This is a genomic window from Argonema antarcticum A004/B2, from assembly GCF_023333585.1.
GTDB lineage: Bacteria > Cyanobacteriota > Cyanobacteriia > Cyanobacteriales > Aerosakkonemataceae > Argonema > Argonema antarcticum.
The window spans coordinates 1-20,220 of the sequence record NZ_JAIQZN010000095.1; the positions used below are offsets into that span (position 1 = coordinate 1).

Consider the following 20,220-nt stretch of genomic DNA (forward strand, 5'->3'; position numbering starts at 1 on the left):
TTTGGGCTGACGATGGATGCTTCTCTATATACTCTCTCAGTTGGCTCATTTTTGGCAAGGTAAAACTCCATTTTACCCTATGCGATCGCAATTTAGTTTATATGTTGGAGATGTCTAATCAATAATGCTAGTAGCGACTTGTTTATTCCAGCGTGTAGCGATTGCTGGAGTTTCATTGTTCTTTCCCCGTTAGGGGTTTATTCGTTGTCACAGATGGGAATTGGCAAAATTAAATCATCAAGGTTTTGGGCGGTTATCTTATGTAACGCTGCTTTTACTCTATGCCCCCTAATCGTTACATAAGATATTTGGGCTGGGCTTCGGTTTTATATGAGTTTTAGTTGCAGCACTTTAAGGAAATCGAAGCAATCTTATGTAACGCGACACTACTTCTAGCGTTACATAAGATTCGATGGTAATTCTTTCCCAACATAAAAACTAACTACTCTTCCATTACTTCGTTGGTAGCCGTACCAATATGGGCCATGCGGACAGCGATGGCAATTTTCTTTTCCGCAGCGAACTTTTTCGAGGCGGTAGACAATCGAGTTGAAGCGACGCACACTGAGTACAATTCGTCCCGACTTAACGGGTGGTAACTCAAACTCTTGTGCTAAAGATTCTAGTTGTTCGCATCGAACAACTAGCCAGCTTTGAAGCTGTTTTAGGTCATCGGAGTTCCAACGCTCTAAAAGCTGAATTACTTTTTCAAATGGCGTGAGTTTCATTTGTTTGCTTAACCTCCGCGCCTAAGAGTCAGTATGCTATCCGCCAAAATCCCCAAAAAAAGCAGGTCAAAGATTTTCTAGCTCATTTAAGCACTATTGTAGCATTACCGCACTATTGGTGCGGTAATAAGTTGTGATAAGCTTTAAGTAAAGCGAAGCGTAAAAGCCTCAAAAATAGGGAGTGGAATGGCTAGACGAGTTCTGTTGCTTGGAAAATGGAATCTGGCAGCGATTATGGCTGACAGGAGAATAAGCGATGAAGAGTTAGCCACAAGACTTGGGGAACTGACTGGTAGAGCGCCGCACCCGAAAACCGTTTACAAGTGGAAGACAGCAACCTCGCGCCCTAATATTCGTCTCGACCATTGGGATGCCCTGCCACTTGTCCTCAACTGTAGCCATGCAGATTTGATCGGAAAGGAAGAAAACTGAATTCAAGCAGTGCGATCGCATAAGATGTTGCTCCCAATCGTTGAAAATTTACGATTATATGCACCTTTTTCTGTCTTATTTAACGCTGAACTTAATGTAAGCGTTACATAAGACTTAATTCCAGCCAAATAAAGCCATTAAATAAGGCATAGTCAACAGGTTTAATTATCTTATGTAACGTTGGCTGTTTTTTTATGCCCAAAAATCGTTAGATAAGACCAAAAAGAAGATGGTAGTAAAGTTTACATTTGGCGTGAGCAATATGACTATATCAATACAAAATAGATGTCAATCTTTCTCCAAACTTTTACTTTTTGACTGCAAATTATTGCCATTCAATTGAGCAAAACTTTGTTTTTCAGCCTCATCAAAATTGCAAATAAGAGCCGGACAACCTTTATTAGCTTTGTACAGAGTACCTCGGTTATAAATATCATCCACAACTCGCAAAGTTTCCGTAGGCGCGTGCAGAATTACTCTATACTTGCTACCCTCTCCAAAAGTAGCAGTTTGAATCTCTTCATCAACATTTATCGGATTAGCTTTCAAACTTTTGATAGCTGATGTAAGCATCTTCTTTTCCCATTCCTCCCTCACGGGTACTGACGGCTGCTGCGATGCGTCAGCAACCTGCACTACTTCAGGAGTACATCGCTTAAACCCATCCTGCTGTTCTAAACGATATCCCTTTTCTGCTAAAAATGCCGCAACCAATTTATCAGTTCCTGGTGCATCTCCTACCACAAACGATGCACCCGCTGCTACTCCTTTTTCTAACAACGGAACGTAATGCTGCTGAAATGTTTGCTCGATTTTCTCATCCGTTACCCCACGCCAAGGGCCAGAACCAGATACCATAATAATATCATTTTTTGAATAAACCCCCGTATTCGCACGCTCTCCCCAAGCTTGTTGATAATTGCGGGTAGAAGATGGCCTTCCCGGCGAAGCAGCAGAAAAGCCAATAAATTGAGTTGCCATTTCAGCCATCGCCACATCTTTTTGGAAATGAACTGCTACTTTTTCATTTAATGGTGCTAGATTTGCTAAAGGATTAGTAGGTTCTACGTTAAGCAAAGATTGTACTTGTGCTGACTCAGTTTTTTCTGGAACAGCAGATATATTTATTTCTCCGCTGTTCTGCACTTTAGAAGCAGCAGTATTTAACAATGATTGCATCTGATCAAGCGGTACAGCAATTAATTTAGTATGCTGTCCCCCTTGTATCTGTTCGTATTCTAAAGGAAAATTAAAAGCAGCAATCAACCGAGATGCAGTCTTTGATTCTGACTTATCAGTTGGCAGTAAAATCCCAAAATACAATTCTTCTCCTTCCCCCTTATCAGCAATTGCCACAAAACTACTAACACCAAATTTACGATCGATTTCCTTAGCCAACGTAGAAATTAACCCAATTTCCTTATCTTTCGTTCGCATAAAACTTTCAACTTCATCACCAGGAATAAGATAAGCTTTAAAATCAGCAGCATCATCGTGCATCAAAGCAGTAGTTTTTTCTGGATACCGTTCTCTCAGTAAAGGCTTTAACGCATCCGTCAAACTCAATCTCTTAGGCTTAACTAACGGTTCTTCCTTCGTCCACACTTCTGGATATTTGACAGTAGCAGAATCTACTTTAATATGAGCAATCGTAGCAGGTGCAGATTCCAGATTAGCCTTAAACTGAAACCCTTGCACCGATATGCCTTTTTCCGATAGCTTTTCAGTTAATTCAGCCAAAGATTCCTTATCGATAACACCCAGCGGCTTCCCATCAACCAGGGCAATCGCACTTTTGCTATTCTGTACTTGGATAGTCACCGTTCCCGCTTCCCCATCCCACTCGCGTTCGGGAAAGGCATACTTTTTCAACTGTCCCACCTTCAATTGATTACCCTTACTGCTGGTAACGATAACGCTAGCCCCTGGTGGTGACTCGATAGTAGCTTCAAACTGAGTACCAATCGGCAATTGGGCAGATTCGCTGCGAAATACACCCAGCTTCTTCCCTTCTGCAACTAACCATCGCTTATTCTGAGTAGGATTAGCAGGGTCAGGCGCTTGGATAATCTCGCAACTGACTTTCTCACCCACCCAGCGCCGTCCCAGGTGTTCGTTACTCGCTTTATGCGTACCCACTACTGCAAAATCGGTAAACTGTAATTCGTGCAGTCTTTCCCTTATCTCATCCCCAAACATCGCAAATGCAGCGGATGATTTTTTAGTGGCATTTTCATCCTTACCACTGGTGGATAGTTCCCACATCGCCGCCGCTATGATTTCTTTTTGAGAGTTGGGTATATTTCCTCTAGCAGTATTGGCAAAATCTCTAGCTTGTTTGAAAGCAGCTTTCACTTGCGATTGGGTTAGTCCGGGTAAAATTTCAACAGTTAACCCTTTAAGTTCTGACCATTGCTTCATCCGTTCGGGATATTTAGCCGTACTTTCTGTTGAAATATATCCCAGTTTCTTATACTTTGGTTTGCCATCCTTCAATTGCGGTTTACCATCTTCACCAAATATAGGTGCGAGTGCTACCCATTTATTCTTAACTTTACCATGAGGATTGCTGTTCTCAACAATTTTGATATCCAGTTTTCTGTTAGTATCGAAAGCATTGGGGTGATGGCATTCAGCTAAACCGATAATTTCGATAGAATTACCTCTAGCACTGGTAGCGATAAGTCTTGGCCCTGGTGCTTCTGCTACTTCTCTAGTAATCTCGATCGCGCGATTGATTAAAGTATCGTAAGTTTTCTTCAATTCGGCAGCTTTCTCTTTGTGTTGAGGAGTAAATTCAATTCTTTTAAATAAATCCTGAAATTGCTGGGTAGAACGCGCCACTAATGCACTCTCTTCAAATGCTTCATTAGTCGGACGAATCATCATGTCAATTGCACCATGACCCTGAGAATTCATGGTTCTAGATAAATACACTTCATCGACTTTCTTTTCCTCCACCCAAGGTGCGATATCGAAGCTTTTGATGATGGCAGTGCAAGCATTGACGATTTGAGGGTCGGAACGATTGGCACTCTTACCTCTATCTACTTCAATTTGTAATTGACCGCCCAATATACCAACAACATCGTGATAAAAATGATGAGATTTTTCTAGAAATTGTTGGACATTATCGGGTGAAATATTCGGTAAATCGACTTGATTATCTTGGATGCCAAAGTTATAATGGTCAAGACTGTCGTATACTTCTATATTCACCCCTTTGCTTAATGCTTGTTGCCAAACCTCAGCTAATTCTACAATTTGCTTTCTTATTTCTGGGGGATACGTAACAGGTTTCTTTAAATCATTTTCTGCTGCTAACATACTCCCAGCGCCGATAGAAATATCTCTCATCAGTTTAAAAGCTTCTTCTGTTGGCACTCCGCTACATTCATTTTCTAGTGCAATCCCTTTCATACAGAGATTGGCGATGATACCAACTTTGTTTTCCATCGCATCTAAGGCAATTTGCTCGAAACTGCCTTGATATGCCTTTTTATCGAGTTTAATAATCTCACTATAACGATTTTCTGCTTGCTGGCGTTGTTTGATTTCGACGGTTGTATGGGGGAATTCTTCTGCTAGAATATAAGCCATGCGATCGCCATCACAATCCGATAGAGAATGTTTCAATCCAGCAGGCGACATCTTGATAGTACCGATGTCGTGCGGTTCATTGGCTAAATGTTTGTTAACGTAGACATCAACCGTATTAGAATTAGCGGTAGGGCCACGATAGACAATTACTTCTACACCATCTGGATAATTAGGGATACTAACTTCATTTTCAGCTAAATCGTGACAAGTTTGTGCCATTGCCGAATCGAATTTAATAAATCTACCAGTGGCACAATCGAGGTATTGTTCCCGCCAGTGTTCTTGCAGCTTATCGATGATTTTAGGTAATTCTAACACTTGACAGTGACCGGATAAATCTGCTTTCAGGATGCGATAAATCAACTCTCGATCGCTGTTACCAAACGCTTTATCGATTATCTTATCTAAACTATCTAAATCTAAGTTATCGAAATCTATATCTTGTTCTGAAATAGCATCATCTGACAGGCGATATTTGTTTCTCTCATCCATCACTTTCAGATAATCTCTGGCAATCTGACGGGGGTCGGATGCCATTTCTTTGAGATCCTCCAGCCGCTTTTCCAAACGAGGAAGCACATCATTCTGCACGCCAACAGGAAAAGAATTCCAAAATTGTGGCCCAGTGGAAGTAATACCCAGATAAGCATCGGTTTTATTGCCGATGCCTATAGTCATTGTATACTCACCTGGTTTGATTTCATTGCCAACTTTAAGAGGTTTTCCATCCTCTCCTAAAATGCCAAGTTTGTTTTCCTGATTCTTGCGTCCTTTCAATTGGTCTGTGCTAATAATTAAATCGTACCCATTGCCTATCCCAGAAAGGTCGCGGGGTGCGAATGTCCCTTTACCTAACTGCCATGTTCCGTTGACTGGCGTACTTTCATCTGGGTCTAATCCTACTTGTCTTGCTTTAATACCAAATCGAGTTTGGAATGGTGTATTGGAGGCATTTCCTAACGATTCATGTAGCCTTTTATCGATTTTACCATCACCATCACCTATTAATTTAATAGCTTCCTCTTTTGTTAGAATATCGCCATTTTCACCCGTACTAGCATCTACTACTAAAACTTTTAACTTTTCTCGTTCCTCAAAGCTTTTACAGGGGGTGAACATATTCGACCCATAAGCTGCACCAAAGTGTGGTTGGTCGAATATATTCGAGCGCAATTCTTTATCCATAAAGTAAAAGCGATCGTCAGAAGCAAATTGCAGAGTTAATCCTTGTTCATTGAACTTTTGCAGATCTGCTTCTGTGGTAACACTGGAATAGACTGCACCTATTTTAAAAGTGGCATTAGGTGCCAAATATTCGGCTAAGCAGTGTTCTATTATCTCGGTAACTGCTTGACCGTCAACGACAATGGGTTTGCCAGTTTTTGTGCAAAAGTGTTCGAGTGTAATTGCCATAGTACTAGCCCTATTTTTATACTTTTTAATTTAGATTGCCGAGGAGTTAGCATGACTAATCCTTTGGGATGAGGTTGAGCTATCGCTTTAGTGATAAAAATATTTGGCGGGTTAAATTCTTGGTTTTTGCTAAAATAAAAGCTATAATTAAAAGGATATATATGCGTTGGCTGGGGAGATAAGGATGAGTGAAACAAATGCAGAAAAAAGAATAGTGTTGCCCGTTTCTCGTTGGCATTCCGATCACCTGGGTGACTTGTTGGCAGATGGTAGTGTAGATATTGATGATGTGTGCGATCAGGCCGTCAAAGCCGAACAAAGAAGAGAGGCGTGGGAGAAGTCAGAAAGGGAGTTTGAAGAGTGGTTAGCTGCCAACGAACCTCTCCCGTCAGCTTCTAATTCTGATGAAAATGACTTTTGAATCTCTTCAAATTTTCAGAAAAGATATGCCAACTTCTTTGTCAAGAAGCTGGCCTTAAATAGTTACCTATTTTGTGTATTTGTCTTGTTCCTTTTGATATCCTAGTAAGTAGAAGGGATTTTGGCATCGTTTGTTAATTCCCAAGTCTCCATCTCTTTGTCCTTGGTGGTAGAAGTACCAATCAATACCTTGCCAAAGATTTTGATTTTTTATTCGTTCATCTGTCGGTGCAATCTCTCTTTCAACTGGTTCTGAGTCTTTAGTGATGTAGTGGAAACCTTCGTAATACTCTGGATACATCATGGAGAGGAATTAGCGTAACATTCCCTCTCCTGAAAGCGTAAGCTGAACAAAGATAGAGTTTTTTTACTCTACACTTCCGGCAAAATTAACTTTCTTATACAGTTGATTTAAAGTAATTTCCCCGTTTAATGAACGCAGAGTTAATAAATCATCAACGGATGAGTACTCGCTCAAAATCCATTGATTTTCCGAACTTTTTACATACTGCATTACATGATATTCTGTTTGTTCGATCAGAAGATATTCTTGATACTCTGGAATCGAACGATAATACATAAATTAGACGGTTTACCGAATTAAAGAGTGATACAAACCCTACTCGTGAGGTTTATATACTCCTATGCTAATATATGATTAATCGGATATAAGATAAGTAATATAAACAATCTGATTCCCAGGAGGCAATAGGATGACTGTACAAACTCAAACGCTCCGAACCGTTGCCGGAATCATCAATAGCGTTGAAACTTTAGAAGGGGCTGGATTCCTGGTACGCCGTCCCTTTCCTAAAAGCAGCTTCTCACAGTTTGACCCCTTTCTCCTCCTCGATGAATTGGGTCCCGTTAACCTCAAACCGGGTCAGGCAAAAGGCGCACCAGATCATCCCCATCGCGGCTTTGAAACCGTTAGCTATATGTTGGATGGACGGTTAGAACATAAGGATTCTGAGGGACATACGGGGGTGTTAAATCCGGGCGACGTGCAGTGGATGACCGCAGGGGCTGGGGTAGTGCATTCAGAAATGCCTGAATCAGAGTTTACTCGCACTGGTGGACGACTACATGGGATTCAACTTTGGGTCAACCTGCCGCAACGGGACAAAATGATTGCTCCTCGCTATCAGGAAATTGGAGCGGCTCAAATCCCTGTGGTTCAAAGCTCAGATGGGTCTGTAACGGTGCGAGCGATCGCTGGAGAAGCATTAGGGGCAAAGGCGGTAATTGAAACCCGCACGTCGATTATTTATCTGCACTTCACGCTGCAACCAGGCGCATCCGTTGTCCAAAGAGTACCGAAAGAATACAATGCCTTTGCCTATCTGCTGGATGGTTCTGGTTTGTTTGGGGCAGAACAGGAGCGCGGTAATGATGGGCAAATGGTGATGTTTGCTCACGATGGGGATGAGGTTGCGATCGCCAATCCTGCTGATGCTCAACAACCGCTCGATTTCCTCCTAATTGCCGGAGTGCCGTTGAATGAACCTGTGGTGCGCTATGGGCCGTTTGTGATGAACACCGAAGTTGAAATTATGCAGGCTCTAGAAGACTATCAAAATGGAAGGATGGGACGGATTCATGTTTAATACGCTTCAACATCGGATTAATCAGCATCAACTTTTGAGCGAGTTACGAATTAAACTGCTGAGCTTGCACAAAATATTGTTGAATACTGAGCGTGTCACCTATGAGCAAGTGCGGGGAAATGTTTCTAGTGGGGAACTGCTACAACTGGCGATTAATCACGAGCGATTCGCCTGGTTACATCAACTCTCTCAACTGATTTTACAAATTGACGATCTGCTCGATGCTGATGAGCCTGTTACCTCCGAAGCGATCGCTACTCTCGTTAGCGATGTTCGTACTTTGCTTACGCCAGACGAATGGGGAAATGATTTTGCGATGAAGTATGATGCAGCATTGCAACGCAATCCCGATGTGGTGTTAGCTCATGCCGATGTTGTAATGGTGCTAGCGTCAGACTTTCAGCAATAAACCGATTCTGTTTGTCCAAGTTGAATGCAATTTGGACAAACTGTACTATTTCCGTGAAAGTTTCAATAAAAAATTCACGCAATTAATGTTGAACAAATAAATTAGTTGCACTTTTAATCAAACAATCCTTTAGGAAGCCGAAAGCATTATTTAGTAATACTTTCGGCTTCATATTATTGTTTTCTAATAAGGAATCTCATCCTCATCAACAGCAGTAGCAGTTGCCTCAATAGTTTGAGGTGCAACTGACACCATATTCTGCACGGCTTCTTCATTCCCAGATTTCAGTAGCTTATTGCTAAAGGCTGCTGCTTCTCCAGCTAAAGCCCACAGTTCCGTTTGTTTATCCAACGCCAAAAACTCACCAATAGGATGTTGTTCGTCGGGACTAGCCACTAATTCTGGGATAGCTACCCATGACTTCTTATCACCATTAGGAGGTTCCAAAGAAGGTTTAAAAGTAGGATTAAACACAGCCAAACAGTGGAATTTATCATTCAAGCTGCGATATCCAGTTGCCATTGCTTTAGCATAAGCAATTTCCATTTTCACCTTAAACTGGTTGTACGCTTCCCCAAATCGCGCTGCGGCTACTCCATGTAACGATAGCACCAGGGGTACGGTATGCAAAGAAACGTTGTTTTTATCTACTAAATAGATAACGTAGAACGAACGTAAAGTAGTAGGTTTCTTAGGGTCAGCATTAATCTCTTCATACTTCGTCCGACCTTCTAAAGTTTCATAGCTACCGATAATTTCACCCGTTTCTCGTAATTGTATGTAACGGTCGGATTTAGCTAGAATATGCAAGCGGGGAGAATTAAACAGAACTCCTTTTTCAACTGTGCCAGAAGAAAAAGTATGTTCGTAATTTGCTTCACCACCTCGCCAATCAATTAAAGCTAGATTTTTCTCTTTAATAAAAAGTCCTACGGAATTAGGAGACTTTTCATTAAGGATTTGGCAAATCGCAAGCGTCGTCAGATTCCCGCTAAACTCAGTACTGCTAAACTGCTGTAACCGAGGGTCAATTGCTACTTCATCAACTGGATTGGATTGTGTTTCAGTTTCTGGATTTATCGTAGTTTCAGGAGATTTGCTGTTTTTGGCTGGCATGATTTTAAGTATGATGAGAGTATCCCATAGCTTGTCGCGTAAGCGAGATAGTAAATGGGGAGTAGGGAGTAAGGAGCGGGGATAGAGAGTGAATAAAGCTATGATTTGTGAATGGGCATTTGCAGAACGATAGGGAGTAAGAATTAAGAAATGGAACGAAGCTTTATCAACTATGGAGATACATAAATCATTCGCTTCTTTCCTATTTCCTATTCCCTACTCCCTACACCCTCAACTAGAAGGTATCGTTATCTGCTACCAACGTCACTGCTTTACCATTATGATTTTGAAGGGCATGAATTTGACATTGTAACTTTTCTAAGTTGGCTTGCTGTAAATCAGCTTCTAATTGTTGCAAGGCTGCCACCAAATCACGTAAAATCGGCAGATTTTCGGGCAGCAATTGAATGATAATTGACTCGTTGTTGCCAGCTATAAACAGGTTAGCCGTACCATTATTATGATTAATGCTGGAACTGACGTAACTGTTGCCAGTAATAGCAATAGATGTCGTGCGAGTAACGTTCATCTCTTTTTCCTTGTAATATGTTTGAATCTCACGTGCTTTTCTGTCAGGATTTCAGCAAAAGAACTGACATCTTCTCCCGCTTTATGAGCCGCCAAAATTTCTTTATTAGCAGAGGAGACTTTTACCGATTGAAATTGAGATGGTAATTGTTCTGCTTCTACTAAAAGAACGACAGAAGGAGGATTGTTTTGAAAATCAATGCGGCGTTCCGTACCAACAACTTGTTCTGGTATTAGCCCTAACTTATACAACCGCAATAGGTAGGATTTAAAACTATCTAATTGATTGCGCCGCCGTTGAATGATATCCTGGTACAGGGCGGTAATTTTTGAGAGCCTATCTGACCACATTTCCAAGTCTAGTTTAAGCTGGTCGGCTACATAAGCAATTGCATCAACCTTGGCTTCTGTTGCATTTTGAATGTCGAGCAATTGGGCGTAGGTATCAGCTAATTTCACACCTTCAGGACAGTTTTCAATGCTGTCCCATAGTTCGGCAGCCGTCACCGATAATTGGGCTAAGCTAGCGCGATTGATGTTGATATCGGTTGTCAGATTTGTTGCTATCATGGTCAATGCTTAAATGGTTCACATTATCACAGCCTATTTTTTGCTAATTAGGCTGTGATTTTACCCGGCAATTAGATTCGATCTGCATACAAATATTGGTCATGGTAGGACTCTTGTTCAGCTGACCAATTCGCTTCCATTGCAGCTAATTGTTGGAACTCTGGTGATGCACTGTCATTAATAGCAGTTAGCCATTTTTCATCTAATTGGTTATACCATTGATTTAAGTCAGCTTCTTGTTCAGAGGTTAATTGTGGGAGTGCTATTTGTGGTACGGTGGAAATGCTTGGGGATGCCATAAGGATTTTCGAGAAAGAATACTTCACTTTTCTTTCTCGCGTGAGCGCTTTTTTCTATACTCTCGTTCGAGATATTTCTCCCAACTACATCTACCGCGTCCTGGTACAACTTCTAATTGATTGCGTTTGTAAGAAAGAATGAGAGGATGATTGGGGATTAACCCTGTTTGGCCTTTAAAATAGACTGAATATTCACCGCTTTTTGGGGAATATGAATCAACAACACCCACTGCACCTGTCAAGTCCTTATAATGATAGCTATCGTAGCCGCTTACACTAACTTTTGTACGCTTTTTAAGTACGGAAAAGTCAAAGGCTAATTGAGTATATTTCGTTTTCGTTTGTTTCATAAGGGAAATAGTCAAAATAATTTCCCCTTTATTACCACGTAAGTGGTGATTTTATCGAAGTATAGCTAAACTGAAATGTAGAATACCTGCTCAAAGCAGCGTAGTTAATCTTGCTATCTTTGGTGTCAACCACATTGTTAGTAGATACCCGAGTTCTCTAAAAAGTCGGGTGTCTTGCCTTAACTAGGCAGCAATCGCTGGGAATTTAAGCAGTGTGCAGCTTTTTCCGAGCTCGACCTGGTGCGGCGGGCTTTTTGTTGCGGGTGGGTTTGGATGGTGTCTGGGACTTTGCCCGGTTACTGCGACGTTGATTTGATCGCTGAGGCTTCGGTTGCTCTGCCTTAGATTGGACAATTGATGTTGGCTCGTATCCTGGAATCACAGATGAGGCAAGGGTTTTATTGAGTAACCGTTCGATGTCCTTCAGAAGCGGATATTCATCGCTACAAACCAGGGAAACCGCTCGTCCAACGTTTCCAGCGCGACCTGTGCGACCAATGCGATGCACGTAGTCTTCTGGGACATGGGGGAGTTCAAAGTTCACCACATGGGGAAGCTGATCGATATCTAGTCCTCGTGATGCTACGTCGGTAGCCACTAATACCCGCACTTTCCCTTGCTTAAAGTCTTGCAGCGCACGGGTGCGGGCTGCCTGAGTTTTGTTGCCATGAATTGCGGTGCTTTTCAGCCCATCTTTAGCAAGCTGCTCGGCGAGACGGTTGGCTCCGTGTTTCGTGCGGGTGAACACTAGTACCTGTTTCCAATTGTGGAACCCGATCATATAAGAAAGCAGTTCTCGCTTGCGATCGCGATCGACAGGATGAACCACCTGTTCCACCTGTTCGGCGGCGGTATTGCGGGGAGCCACTTCGATCTGAGTCGGAGACTTTAGCAGGGTGCTGGCAAGCTGCTGAATCTCTTTAGAGAAAGTGGCAGAAAACATCAGCGTTTGCCGCGATGCGGGCAATTTAGCCAAAATTTTGCGGATGTCGTGGATGAAGCCCATGTCTAACATCCGATCGCATTCATCCAGCACCAGTATCTCTATCTGGGAAAGATCTACGGTCTTTTGCCCAACGTGGTCGAGCAACCGACCGGGCGTAGCGACTAGAATATCAACTCCCCGACGCAGCGAAAGAATTTGCGGCCCAATTCCCACCCCGCCATAGACCACAGCCGATCGCAGGGATAGGTATTTCCCATAGGTTTGGACGCTATCCTTGACCTGATCTGCCAATTCGCGAGTGGGGGTGAGGATGAGGGCGCGAGGCTTGCGATGCCCGTTGTTGGGGTTGGTAGTGTCCAGGAGTTGCAGTAGAGGCAGGGTAAAGCCAGCCGTCTTGCCCGTTCCAGTTTGGGCGCTGGCAAAAACGTCTTGCTTTTTGAGAATGGCGGGAATTGCTTGCTGCTGAATGGGAGTTGGTTCGGTGTAGCCAGAGTCAGCAACAGCACGAAGCAGGTCGGTCGAAAGACCGAGGTTACGAAATGTCATGGATGCGATCGCTCCTAGTAATGCCCCTATCCCAAATCAAATACCTGGGGCCAGTCTAAGAGCAGGAAATTTATGTGTCAGTTGGATGGCTTGAATCAGCTTTTCTCCAATGCGCCAGCAACAGACCGGAATGTAGTGGCAGATATTGATTCTAACAGAAATTATAATTCTTTTGAAAGTACTATTTCGACTTTCGTTTCGATTTAGGTGGTGTTCGGTGTGCGCCGAAGTATTTTTCACGCTCGGTAACGCAACCACACCCGTAACTGCTGCGGAATCTGGTCTTTTTCTTCTTTAGTCAGGGTGTTATAAAGGACTAATGCTCGCTCTCTTTCTCCCCGACAGGCAGCATTATTATGAGCTAAGCGATCGCAAATTAAAACTCTGCGAGTCAAAGTGGTCGATGAATAAATGGTATAAAGAAGATCTCGCTTACATTCACCATATTGGTTTCAGAAGTTACGTTCTGCAAGCAATGCCAGGAATTCTCACAATTCTGAACCAGCATGGTATTCAGGATGGGCTAATTGTAGATTTAGGCTGCGGTAGAGATAATGAAGTTCATTCTCTGCGATTATATCCAGCCGAAGAAATCGCCACAATGCTGCACCAGCTTGGTTTTCAGGTGGAAGCTGCAAATTCCTACGGTCAGTTTCCTTTACCTGATGCTCATGTCGCTTTTGTTGCAAAAAAGCCTCTAACGAGAAATTAGAGCATTTCTAGAAGAACGGGTTTTGTGGAAGGTGGAAAAGCAGCATCTAAGGTAGCCAATTCATCAGCACTCAATTTCAAATTTAAAGCTGCAAAATTCTGTTCTATATGGTCAATCCGACTAGATTTAGGAATCACAATTACATTTTCTTGATGTAACACCCAGGCTAAAGCTATTTGAGCGGCATATCGAAACTTGATGCTAAATAGCGATCGCTCAACCCCAGAAACCACTGAAAAGATGAATAGTCAATAAATATCCGAGTATCGACTATTGCCGTGTGGTTCCAGGAAAGCCTGGGAAGCTTACAAGCCAATTTCGATAATTGAATATTTTTTGACTATCGAGTATTCAGCCTGAGTTAAAGAAGCCGGATGCTAGGCAGAATATGGATTATAGGAATCCAATGCCGCTAAATAATAGATTGACCCTAAAGAAATCCGATTAGGAGCAAAGGTAGCCCATTTGCTAGAACATACACCAGGCTGATACTTGGGAGACTGCTTACTCCACTCATCCCATAACCAAAGAAGTGCAGGCGAAAATGAATAAAGTGCCATGCCTACGCGAATCCACTCATGATAATCATCAGCACGCCAAGGGGCAATTTGAGCTAGCTTTTGTGCAATTCTATCGCTTGTGAGGTGATGCTCAAGCTGTGGGTCTTCCGTACTTAGTGTGCTAATTTGTTGGAAAAGATGCCGAAAACCCTTGTGAGGTAAGATTTATTAGCATTATCCAAGTTAAATAGAGCTTTTTTTTAAGCCAGTTCAGGCATAATTTGCTTTTTGACTACTTAAACTAATATTTTGGCACACTAAGTACGGAAGACCCAAACTTTTGGAGGATATGTTAAATCATAATACCCAAGATAAATAAATTATTTTGAGAGTTTTTGAAGATGTCTATTTTGAAAAATGTTTTTACCGCCTTTGGCGGAAGGGTAAAGAAAAAAGGGTAAAAGGCAAGAGTATTCTGAAATCTGAAATCTGAAATTTGCAATCAGTTTACCACCATTTGCGGATATTAAAAAACCATCCAGTCTGTTTGGGTAAAGTTGGCAGAGGTAAACCTCCACGCAAAATTGTCCAGGTTATGGGATCTACTATACCGTTATCCTTTAACTTATGTCTTTGTTGAAAGGCAATTACTGCCTGTTTGGTATTGATACAAAAAATGCTGGTTCTGGGAACGTTATAGCCTTGGATTTGTAACAAGCCTTGGAGTTCGCGCACATCGCCACCTGTATGTCCTCGTCTGAGGAGGCGAGTTCCTGGCTGAATGGTTGTTTTTAAGGCTGTCCATGTGTTTGAATCGACAACTCCATTAATTCTCAAACCTTGTTGCTTTTGGAATGCTTTGACGGCTGCTTCTGTCCGACTACCAAAGTCTCCATCTAACTTTACGTCAAAGCCGTGGGCGCGTAATAGTTCTTGCAATTGTGCTACAGCAGATCCGAAATCCCAGGGGTATAAATCTGGATCTGCTGGAGCAGGATTGGTAGAGGCATTCGCCAATTCCCGATCGCTATTCATCGTCCCGCCTTGCCTTATACTAAGCTGCGTTCAATTGTATAGCGATTTTCAGTTGCATGAAGTAAACCCTTCCCGCCACAAGATTATGTAGGGGCGAACGCGAGTGCGTGCCGGGTGTGGTCAAAACCCGTTGGTGATGTAGGGGACAAGGAGGACAAGGGGGACAAGGGGGACAAGGGGGACAAGGGGGACAAGGAGGACAAGGGGGACAAGGCCCAGAAGAAAAGCTTTTCGTTTCAACCAACTACTTATGACCACACCCCTCACCTGAAAAGCGGATATACCAGTTCGGATTGATTAAGCTATTACGCATCTAAATCGAATACAAAGACGGGCAGGATGCCCATCCCACAAGAAGTTCAGAAAAACTGACGGTCATTTTAGATGCGTAGCAGCTTAGTAGGTTAAGGCCGTTTGTTGTTTGAGAGTTGAGTAGTCGGTATATCCAATAGCGGTTCCGCCGTAAAAGGTTGAGCGATCGGGCTCGTTCAACGGTGCTTTGAGGGCGAAACGCTCTGGTAAATCAGGATTAGCAATAAATAGCCTACCGTAGGCAACTAAATCTGCATCACCAGCAGCCAAGACGGCATTTCCTTCTTCCCGATCGTATCCACCTGCTGCGATCAGAGTACCATTGAAAATGGGACGGAAGTATCGCACTCCCAAATTAGAGCTATTTTCAACGGTGCTATTTCCTTCAATCCTGGGTTCGATAATGTGGAGATAAGCAAGATCGAAGCGGTTGAGGGCGGAAGCTACATAGGTAAACAATGCTTCGGGGTTTGATTCGTGCATACTGTTGAATGTCCCGCTGGGGGAGAGGCGCACGCCAACGCGATCGCCACCCCAAACGCTCACAACTGCTTCGGTTACTTCTAATAAAAGACGAGCGCGATTCTCAATTGAACCGCCATATTTGTCCGTGCGTTTGTTTGTACCATCTTGCAGAAATTGGTCGAGCAGATAACCGTTGGCGCTGTGGATTTCTACGCCATCAAATCCGGCTGCAAGTGCGTTTTCCGCTCCTTTACGGTATTGTTCGACAATATCTGGAATTTCTTCTGTTGCCAATGCACGGGGCGTTACAAAAGGTTTTTGCCCATCGTATGTAGTTATTTGTCCTTCTGGTGCGATCGCGCTTGGTGCGACTGGTAGTTCTCCCCCCGGTTGTATCGATGGATGGGAGATGCGCCCGACGTGCCAAAGTTGCAAGAAAATCCGCCCTCTGCGATCGCGCACTGCATCCGTTACGAGTCGCCATCCAGCAACTTGTTCTGGTGAATAAATACCTGGAGTGTTTGGATATCCAGCACCTTGAGGCGAAACTTGAGTCGCTTCGGCAATAATCAACCCCGCTGACGCTCTTTGTTCGTAATAAGTAGCATTAAAAGAGGTTGGCACATTTCCCGCAGCAGCACGCATCCGCGTTAAGGGAGCCATTACAATTCGGTTTGGCAATTCGTAACGACCGAGTTTAACAGGTGAAAGAAGATGTACGCTGGTATTCATTGAGATCGTCTCCATTTTTGGTCAGTGGTCAGTGGTCAGTTGTCAGTTGTCGTTAGAGATGGAAAGAAGAAAAAAGGTTACTCCCCCACCTCCCCATCCCCCCATCTCCCCATCTCCCCACTTGACCTCACAAAGGTCATTAGTCATTGGTCATTTCTTTAAAGCCAATGACTAATGACGGTTCTTTTGGGTCAAATATGCTGTAGTTGAAGTAAGTTGTTGAGTTTTTCAGCCAGCACTTCCTTTGGAATTACACCGACCATTTGCTCTACAACCAAACCATCGTTGAAAAGAAGCAAAGTTGGAATAGCTTGGATTTTGTATCGCTTAGCAATTCCTTCATGCTGGTCAACATTCAATTTGGCAACTTTGGCTCGATTGTCAAAATCAGCAGCCAGTTCTTCAATCGATGGGCTGAGCAATCGGCATGGCCCACACCAAGAAGCCCAAAAATCTACGAGAACCGGAACCGAACTGACAATGACTTCGCTCTCAAAATTGTCGTTGGTTAATGTGATGTATGGGGAGTTATTTGACACAGGTAAAAGCCTCCTTAGTTGTTTCTAAAGCGATGTGCTTATGGCAGGCTACGCCAACGCAAGGCTGTGGAGAATGCGGCTAGATCTCACTCTTCGTAGATCGATCGCTCTCGCAAAGTCGCCAGTCTGGGCTGAATCCAGCCCTTAGTTCAGTGGTTAAGTAACCATTTAACTATAATAGTAAAAGAGTTTTTCAGCAAAGTCAAGTGGTTATTTAACTATTTCAGTAATGGGCGGGCAGACGTAAGATAGAGATAAACGGTATAGTGCTGAAAATGAACAACAACGAAGGCTTTCAGACGACCTCTGCGTCTCGAACTGCCAAAAATGAGACAGAACAACGAGCTAAAATCTTTGCGGCGCTGTCCGATCCTACGCGGTTGCGGATTGTGGAGTTGCTGGCGCTAGGTGGGGAGATCAGCGGTTCGGAGATAGCGAATCAGGTGGGGATTAGTCTAGCTCTGTTCTGCCACCATTCTAGGACGCTGATTGAGGCTGGGTTACTTCAGACGCGAAAAGATGGTCAAACTAAGTATAACTCGCTGAATCGCGAGTTATTGGTTGATTGCTTGGGGAGTTTGAAAGGACTTGCGGATAATATGCAAGAAGTCGATTAGCGATCGCGCGATCGCTTATTTTAAACTGGAGACTGAAGCAGGAGTGAAATCGATCGCATGAGCAGATTGGTCAAATTATTCACCGTTACTCTGTTAGTAGTTTTATTTTTTGCGTGTCAGAAGTCTGACACCGTACCGAATGCTGGGAGTGAAGTAAAAAACACAACCAGAGTTAATGCAGAAACACCCGCCAAACCGAGTCCAGCGCCACAACCAAAAATTACTTCGTCTCCAAAAGTAGATAATGCACAACTGGTTGATATTGGCACTATCAATCGCCAAATTGTGCAAGACATCCGTTATGCAACCGAAAATAATTTCACGAAAAGAAAACTGTACCCGGTAGCGCGATGTCTGCTGAGGGGGGAAGTGGCGCTAAAACTGTCACAAGTTCAAGAAGATTTGCAGAAACAGGGACTGGGACTGAAAGTTTATGATTGCTACAGACCGCTATCAGTTCAAAAGCTCATGTGGAAAATTCCGGCAGCTCGTCCCTATGTCGCCAATCCGGCCAAAGGCTCAAAGCACAATCGCGGCGCGGCGGTAGACATAACGCTGGTGGATAGCAATGGACAAGAACTGGAAATGCCGACCGAATTCGATAATTTTACAGCACGAGCCCATCGAAAATACAGAGGTGCCAGCGCCGAAGCTAAGAAAAACCGTTCTTTATTGGAGGAGGCGATGAAAAAAGGGGGTTTTATACCACTGTCGAAAGAATGGTGGCATTTTGATGCGGTTGGTTGGCAAAAGTACGAAATTCTTGATGTACCTTTACAATCTATTCCATAGGAATTCGCCCTATCGTCTGTATTTCAATCTTTTGATATTTGGTTGGTAGAAGATCGTGAATAGGTTTTCTATTTTTAGGGCTGTTCATGTAGCTGGAAACGATATAACTGCACCTCTGTTTACAAAACCATTAAGTCTATACCTTAAATCAGCTAAATTGAAGCAAAAGCTTAGTAATTATTAACAAGGCATTTTGGGATAGCTATAATTATTGTAAACTACCTCTTAAACACTTAGCCGATCGCATAAATAATCTTCATAATAGCTAATCACAAAAAAAATTAATCAATCTGCTCTTATAATAAGGTTTATATCGTTCTTAAGATAGAGGAAAATTATGTTTTTAAGTAATATCATTTAGACTAATGAGAGTCCAGCCGAAACAGAAAAGGTATTGTGCAGTCCTATACGTGGAGAGGCTTGTTGTCTCGAACGTTAGGTATTCGATCTGAAATTTAACAAGGGCTGCTGTTGGGTTAGCAGCGTTATATTCGCAAGCGACTCTCTCCAAATGATCGTTCATTGGAGTTATATGTGAAACGAGTAGCGATCGCGTTCGGTCTTTTTAGTTTGGTCAGCAGCGCTCTTGCCAGTTGCGCGGCACCTCCCCAGAACACTCAAAGCAGCAACAAGCGGGAAACAAAAGTTTCATCAGTTGCTGTAACTGTCCGTGACCTCGGCAACCCCTTCTTTGTGCAAGTTGGTAAGGGGGCCCAAGCCGAAGCCAAGAAACTTGGCGGTAAGGACGTGAGGACAATAGTCGTTTCCAGTGGGGACGACTTAAATCTGCAATTCAACCAAATTGAAAACTTCATTGCCTCAAAGGTAAGCATGATTGTACTCAATGCTGCCGACACCAAAGGGATTTTTGCAGCTGTAGAAAAAGCTAAGCAAGCAGGAATTCCGATCGTTGCAGTTGATACCGCCGCTGAAGGAGGTGTTGATGCCACTGTTACCTCAAATAACGTGCAAGCTGGTGAGGTAAGTTGTAAATACATTGCAAGTCGCTTGAAGGGTAAAGGCAGTGTTGTAATTATCAACGGGCCACCCGTCGCTTCAGTAGTTGAGCGAGTTCAGGGGTGTCTGAGCGTATTCTCCAAATATCCTGGTATCAAGATTCTTTCCAAAGATCAGAATGCAGAAGGTAGCCGTGATGGTGGGTTGAGAGTAATGAGCGATTTGCTCACCTCCTTCCCAAAAATCGATGCCGTTTTTGCAATTAATGACCCTTGTGGCATCGGTGCAGAGCTAGCTGCTAAACAGGCCCAACGAGACGAGTTCTTTATTGTTGGCGTCGATGGCGCACCAGAGGCTCTAGATGCGCTTAAGCAGAACAATAGCCTATTTGTTGCTACTGCGGCTCAAGACCCATTTCGCATGGCAGCCAAGGCAGTTCAAGTCGGGAACGACATTCTGAAAGGGAAAAAACCTGCCAATCCAAACATTCTCATTCCAGTCTCGCTCATCACTCGTGAAAACGTGAATAAGCATAAAGGCTGGACAAGTGAATAAACACGGTTCTGTCGTTAATTCCACAAATTAATGGATTTAC

At 43.2% G+C, this 20,220-nt stretch carries 23 protein-coding genes; 8 read left to right on the plus strand and 15 right to left on the minus strand.

Translation table 11 applies throughout. The features are described from left to right. Positions 1–398: 398 nt before the first annotated feature. Positions 399–728: a DUF6788 family protein gene (locus LAY57_RS28585; protein ID WP_249070572.1), complete on the minus strand. Its 330-nt coding sequence runs from the start codon at positions 726–728 to the stop codon at positions 399–401. 186 nt (positions 729–914) lie between these two features. Between LAY57_RS28585 and LAY57_RS28590 the strand changes: the two genes are divergently transcribed. Beyond that, complete coding sequence (locus LAY57_RS28590) at positions 915–1,160, plus strand: helix-turn-helix domain-containing protein (protein WP_249070573.1); 246 nt, start codon at positions 915–917, stop codon at positions 1,158–1,160. 288 nt (positions 1,161–1,448) lie between these two features. Here the strand turns inward: LAY57_RS28590 and LAY57_RS28595 are convergent, their stop codons facing one another. Then, positions 1,449–6,173: a hypothetical protein gene (locus LAY57_RS28595; RefSeq protein ID WP_249070574.1), complete on the minus strand. Its 4,725-nt coding sequence runs from the start codon at positions 6,171–6,173 to the stop codon at positions 1,449–1,451. A 184-nt stretch (positions 6,174–6,357) separates the two neighbouring features. Between LAY57_RS28595 and LAY57_RS28600 the strand changes: the two genes are divergently transcribed. Continuing rightward, positions 6,358–6,594 carry a hypothetical protein gene (locus tag LAY57_RS28600; protein WP_249070575.1) on the plus strand — a complete coding sequence of 79 codons (237 nt, stop codon included), beginning with the start codon at positions 6,358–6,360 and terminating at the stop codon, positions 6,592–6,594. A 66-nt stretch (positions 6,595–6,660) separates the two neighbouring features. On the opposite strand, the gene LAY57_RS28605 is transcribed toward LAY57_RS28600, so the two are convergent. After that, positions 6,661–6,897: a hypothetical protein gene (locus LAY57_RS28605; RefSeq protein WP_249070576.1), complete on the minus strand. Its 237-nt coding sequence runs from the start codon at positions 6,895–6,897 to the stop codon at positions 6,661–6,663. 63 nt (positions 6,898–6,960) lie between these two features. Then, positions 6,961–7,173 carry a hypothetical protein gene (locus LAY57_RS28610; protein WP_249070577.1) on the minus strand — a complete coding sequence of 71 codons (213 nt, stop codon included), beginning with the start codon at positions 7,171–7,173 and terminating at the stop codon, positions 6,961–6,963. 133 nt (positions 7,174–7,306) lie between these two features. On the opposite strand from LAY57_RS28610, the gene LAY57_RS28615 reads away from it, so the two are divergent. Together LAY57_RS28615 and LAY57_RS28620 are read left to right on the plus strand one after the other, a co-directional pair. Then, entirely contained in the window at positions 7,307–8,200 is an 894-nt protein-coding gene (locus LAY57_RS28615) for a pirin family protein (RefSeq protein WP_249070578.1), read from the plus strand. After that, positions 8,193–8,609: a hypothetical protein gene (locus LAY57_RS28620; protein ID WP_249070579.1), complete on the plus strand. Its 417-nt coding sequence runs from the start codon at positions 8,193–8,195 to the stop codon at positions 8,607–8,609. The genes LAY57_RS28615 and LAY57_RS28620 overlap by 8 nt, the downstream gene beginning before the upstream one ends. Before the next feature lie 183 nt (positions 8,610–8,792). Here LAY57_RS28620 and LAY57_RS28625 read toward each other — a convergent pair whose 3' ends face one another. From LAY57_RS28625 to LAY57_RS28650, 6 genes are all read right to left on the minus strand, one after another. After that, positions 8,793–9,725, minus strand: coding sequence for a DUF5895 domain-containing protein (locus LAY57_RS28625; protein WP_249070580.1), 933 nt, complete (start codon positions 9,723–9,725; stop codon positions 8,793–8,795). Between the two features lie 235 nt (positions 9,726–9,960). After that, positions 9,961–10,254 (minus strand): hypothetical protein, encoded by a 294-nt coding sequence (locus tag LAY57_RS28630; protein WP_249070581.1) that lies wholly within the window; start codon positions 10,252–10,254, stop codon positions 9,961–9,963. Beyond that, positions 10,251–10,823, minus strand: coding sequence for a siphovirus Gp157 family protein (locus LAY57_RS28635; RefSeq protein WP_249070582.1), 573 nt, complete (start codon positions 10,821–10,823; stop codon positions 10,251–10,253). The genes LAY57_RS28630 and LAY57_RS28635 overlap by 4 nt, the downstream gene beginning before the upstream one ends. A 71-nt stretch (positions 10,824–10,894) precedes the next feature. Continuing rightward, positions 10,895–11,122: a hypothetical protein gene (locus tag LAY57_RS28640; RefSeq protein WP_249070583.1), complete on the minus strand. Its 228-nt coding sequence runs from the start codon at positions 11,120–11,122 to the stop codon at positions 10,895–10,897. Positions 11,123–11,145: 23 nt separating this feature from the next. Next, positions 11,146–11,472 (minus strand): hypothetical protein, encoded by a 327-nt coding sequence (locus LAY57_RS28645; RefSeq protein WP_249070584.1) that lies wholly within the window; start codon positions 11,470–11,472, stop codon positions 11,146–11,148. Between the two features lie 205 nt (positions 11,473–11,677). Then, complete coding sequence (locus tag LAY57_RS28650) at positions 11,678–12,964, minus strand: DEAD/DEAH box helicase (RefSeq protein WP_249070585.1); 1,287 nt, start codon at positions 12,962–12,964, stop codon at positions 11,678–11,680. 319 nt (positions 12,965–13,283) lie between these two features. Here LAY57_RS28650 and LAY57_RS28655 point away from each other — a divergent pair, with 319 nt between their 5' ends. Then, on the plus strand, positions 13,284–13,676 hold the full coding sequence (locus tag LAY57_RS28655; protein WP_249070586.1) for a hypothetical protein: 393 nt from the start codon (positions 13,284–13,286) through the stop codon (positions 13,674–13,676). On the opposite strand, the gene LAY57_RS28660 is transcribed toward LAY57_RS28655, so the two are convergent. The 5 genes from LAY57_RS28660 to trxA all read right to left on the minus strand — a co-directional run bounded on the left by LAY57_RS28660 (position 13,673) and on the right by trxA (position 17,259). Continuing rightward, positions 13,673–13,909: an aldo/keto reductase gene (locus tag LAY57_RS28660; protein WP_249070587.1), complete on the minus strand. Its 237-nt coding sequence runs from the start codon at positions 13,907–13,909 to the stop codon at positions 13,673–13,675. The two genes, LAY57_RS28655 and LAY57_RS28660, sit on opposite strands and share 4 nt — an antisense overlap. A gap of 144 nt (positions 13,910–14,053) precedes the next feature. Then, positions 14,054–14,401, minus strand: coding sequence for a PriCT-2 domain-containing protein (locus tag LAY57_RS36685; protein ID WP_420839147.1), 348 nt, complete (start codon positions 14,399–14,401; stop codon positions 14,054–14,056). A gap of 282 nt (positions 14,402–14,683) precedes the next feature. Next, positions 14,684–15,211, minus strand: coding sequence for a peptidoglycan-binding domain-containing protein (locus tag LAY57_RS28665; protein ID WP_249070588.1), 528 nt, complete (start codon positions 15,209–15,211; stop codon positions 14,684–14,686). 396 nt (positions 15,212–15,607) lie between these two features. Continuing rightward, positions 15,608–16,720, minus strand: a complete 1,113-nt coding sequence (locus LAY57_RS28670) for an alkene reductase (RefSeq protein ID WP_249070589.1) — start codon at positions 16,718–16,720, stop codon at positions 15,608–15,610. Positions 16,721–16,911: 191 nt separating this feature from the next. Further along, positions 16,912–17,259: a thioredoxin gene (gene trxA / locus LAY57_RS28675; RefSeq protein ID WP_249070590.1), complete on the minus strand. Its 348-nt coding sequence runs from the start codon at positions 17,257–17,259 to the stop codon at positions 16,912–16,914. Between the two features lie 275 nt (positions 17,260–17,534). Between trxA and LAY57_RS28680 the strand changes: the two genes are divergently transcribed. The 3 genes from LAY57_RS28680 (at position 17,535) to LAY57_RS28690 (ending at position 20,180) form a co-directional block, all read left to right on the plus strand. Then, positions 17,535–17,876 carry an ArsR/SmtB family transcription factor gene (locus LAY57_RS28680; protein ID WP_249070591.1) on the plus strand — a complete coding sequence of 114 codons (342 nt, stop codon included), beginning with the start codon at positions 17,535–17,537 and terminating at the stop codon, positions 17,874–17,876. A 57-nt stretch (positions 17,877–17,933) separates the two neighbouring features. Continuing rightward, positions 17,934–18,668 carry a M15 family metallopeptidase gene (locus tag LAY57_RS28685; protein ID WP_249070592.1) on the plus strand — a complete coding sequence of 245 codons (735 nt, stop codon included), beginning with the start codon at positions 17,934–17,936 and terminating at the stop codon, positions 18,666–18,668. Between the two features lie 534 nt (positions 18,669–19,202). Beyond that, a complete protein-coding gene (locus LAY57_RS28690; RefSeq protein WP_249070593.1) occupies positions 19,203–20,180 on the plus strand; it encodes an ABC transporter substrate-binding protein in 978 nt (325 codons plus the stop codon). Positions 20,181–20,220: the final 40 nt, after the last annotated feature.

Bases quoted from the DNA above. Each gene is read 5' to 3' on its own strand.
- LAY57_RS28625 (WP_249070580.1), bottom strand. From the start codon at position 9,725: ATGCCAGCCAAAAACAGCAAATCTCCTGAAACTACGATAAATCCAGAA.
- LAY57_RS28665 (WP_249070588.1), bottom strand. From the start codon at position 15,211: ATGAATAGCGATCGGGAATTGGCGAATGCCTCTACCAATCCTGCTCCA.
- LAY57_RS28620 (WP_249070579.1), top strand. From the start codon at position 8,193: ATGTTTAATACGCTTCAACATCGGATTAATCAGCATCAACTTTTGAGC.
- LAY57_RS28610 (WP_249070577.1), bottom strand. From the start codon at position 7,173: ATGTATTATCGTTCGATTCCAGAGTATCAAGAATATCTTCTGATCGAA.
- LAY57_RS28600 (WP_249070575.1), top strand. From the start codon at position 6,358: ATGAGTGAAACAAATGCAGAAAAAAGAATAGTGTTGCCCGTTTCTCGT.
- LAY57_RS28650 (WP_249070585.1), bottom strand. From the start codon at position 12,964: ATGACATTTCGTAACCTCGGTCTTTCGACCGACCTGCTTCGTGCTGTT.
- LAY57_RS28685 (WP_249070592.1), top strand. From the start codon at position 17,934: ATGAGCAGATTGGTCAAATTATTCACCGTTACTCTGTTAGTAGTTTTA.
- LAY57_RS28635 (WP_249070582.1), bottom strand. From the start codon at position 10,823: ATGATAGCAACAAATCTGACAACCGATATCAACATCAATCGCGCTAGC.
- LAY57_RS28615 (WP_249070578.1), top strand. From the start codon at position 7,307: ATGACTGTACAAACTCAAACGCTCCGAACCGTTGCCGGAATCATCAAT.
- LAY57_RS28640 (WP_249070583.1), bottom strand. From the start codon at position 11,122: ATGGCATCCCCAAGCATTTCCACCGTACCACAAATAGCACTCCCACAA.
- LAY57_RS28590 (WP_249070573.1), top strand. From the start codon at position 915: ATGGCTAGACGAGTTCTGTTGCTTGGAAAATGGAATCTGGCAGCGATT.
- LAY57_RS28605 (WP_249070576.1), bottom strand. From the start codon at position 6,897: ATGATGTATCCAGAGTATTACGAAGGTTTCCACTACATCACTAAAGAC.
- LAY57_RS28670 (WP_249070589.1), bottom strand. From the start codon at position 16,720: ATGAATACCAGCGTACATCTTCTTTCACCTGTTAAACTCGGTCGTTAC.
- LAY57_RS28595 (WP_249070574.1), bottom strand. From the start codon at position 6,173: ATGGCAATTACACTCGAACACTTTTGCACAAAAACTGGCAAACCCATT.
- LAY57_RS28645 (WP_249070584.1), bottom strand. From the start codon at position 11,472: ATGAAACAAACGAAAACGAAATATACTCAATTAGCCTTTGACTTTTCC.
- LAY57_RS28630 (WP_249070581.1), bottom strand. From the start codon at position 10,254: ATGAACGTTACTCGCACGACATCTATTGCTATTACTGGCAACAGTTAC.
- LAY57_RS28585 (WP_249070572.1), bottom strand. From the start codon at position 728: ATGAAACTCACGCCATTTGAAAAAGTAATTCAGCTTTTAGAGCGTTGG.
- LAY57_RS28680 (WP_249070591.1), top strand. From the start codon at position 17,535: ATGAACAACAACGAAGGCTTTCAGACGACCTCTGCGTCTCGAACTGCC.
- LAY57_RS28655 (WP_249070586.1), top strand. From the start codon at position 13,284: ATGCTCGCTCTCTTTCTCCCCGACAGGCAGCATTATTATGAGCTAAGC.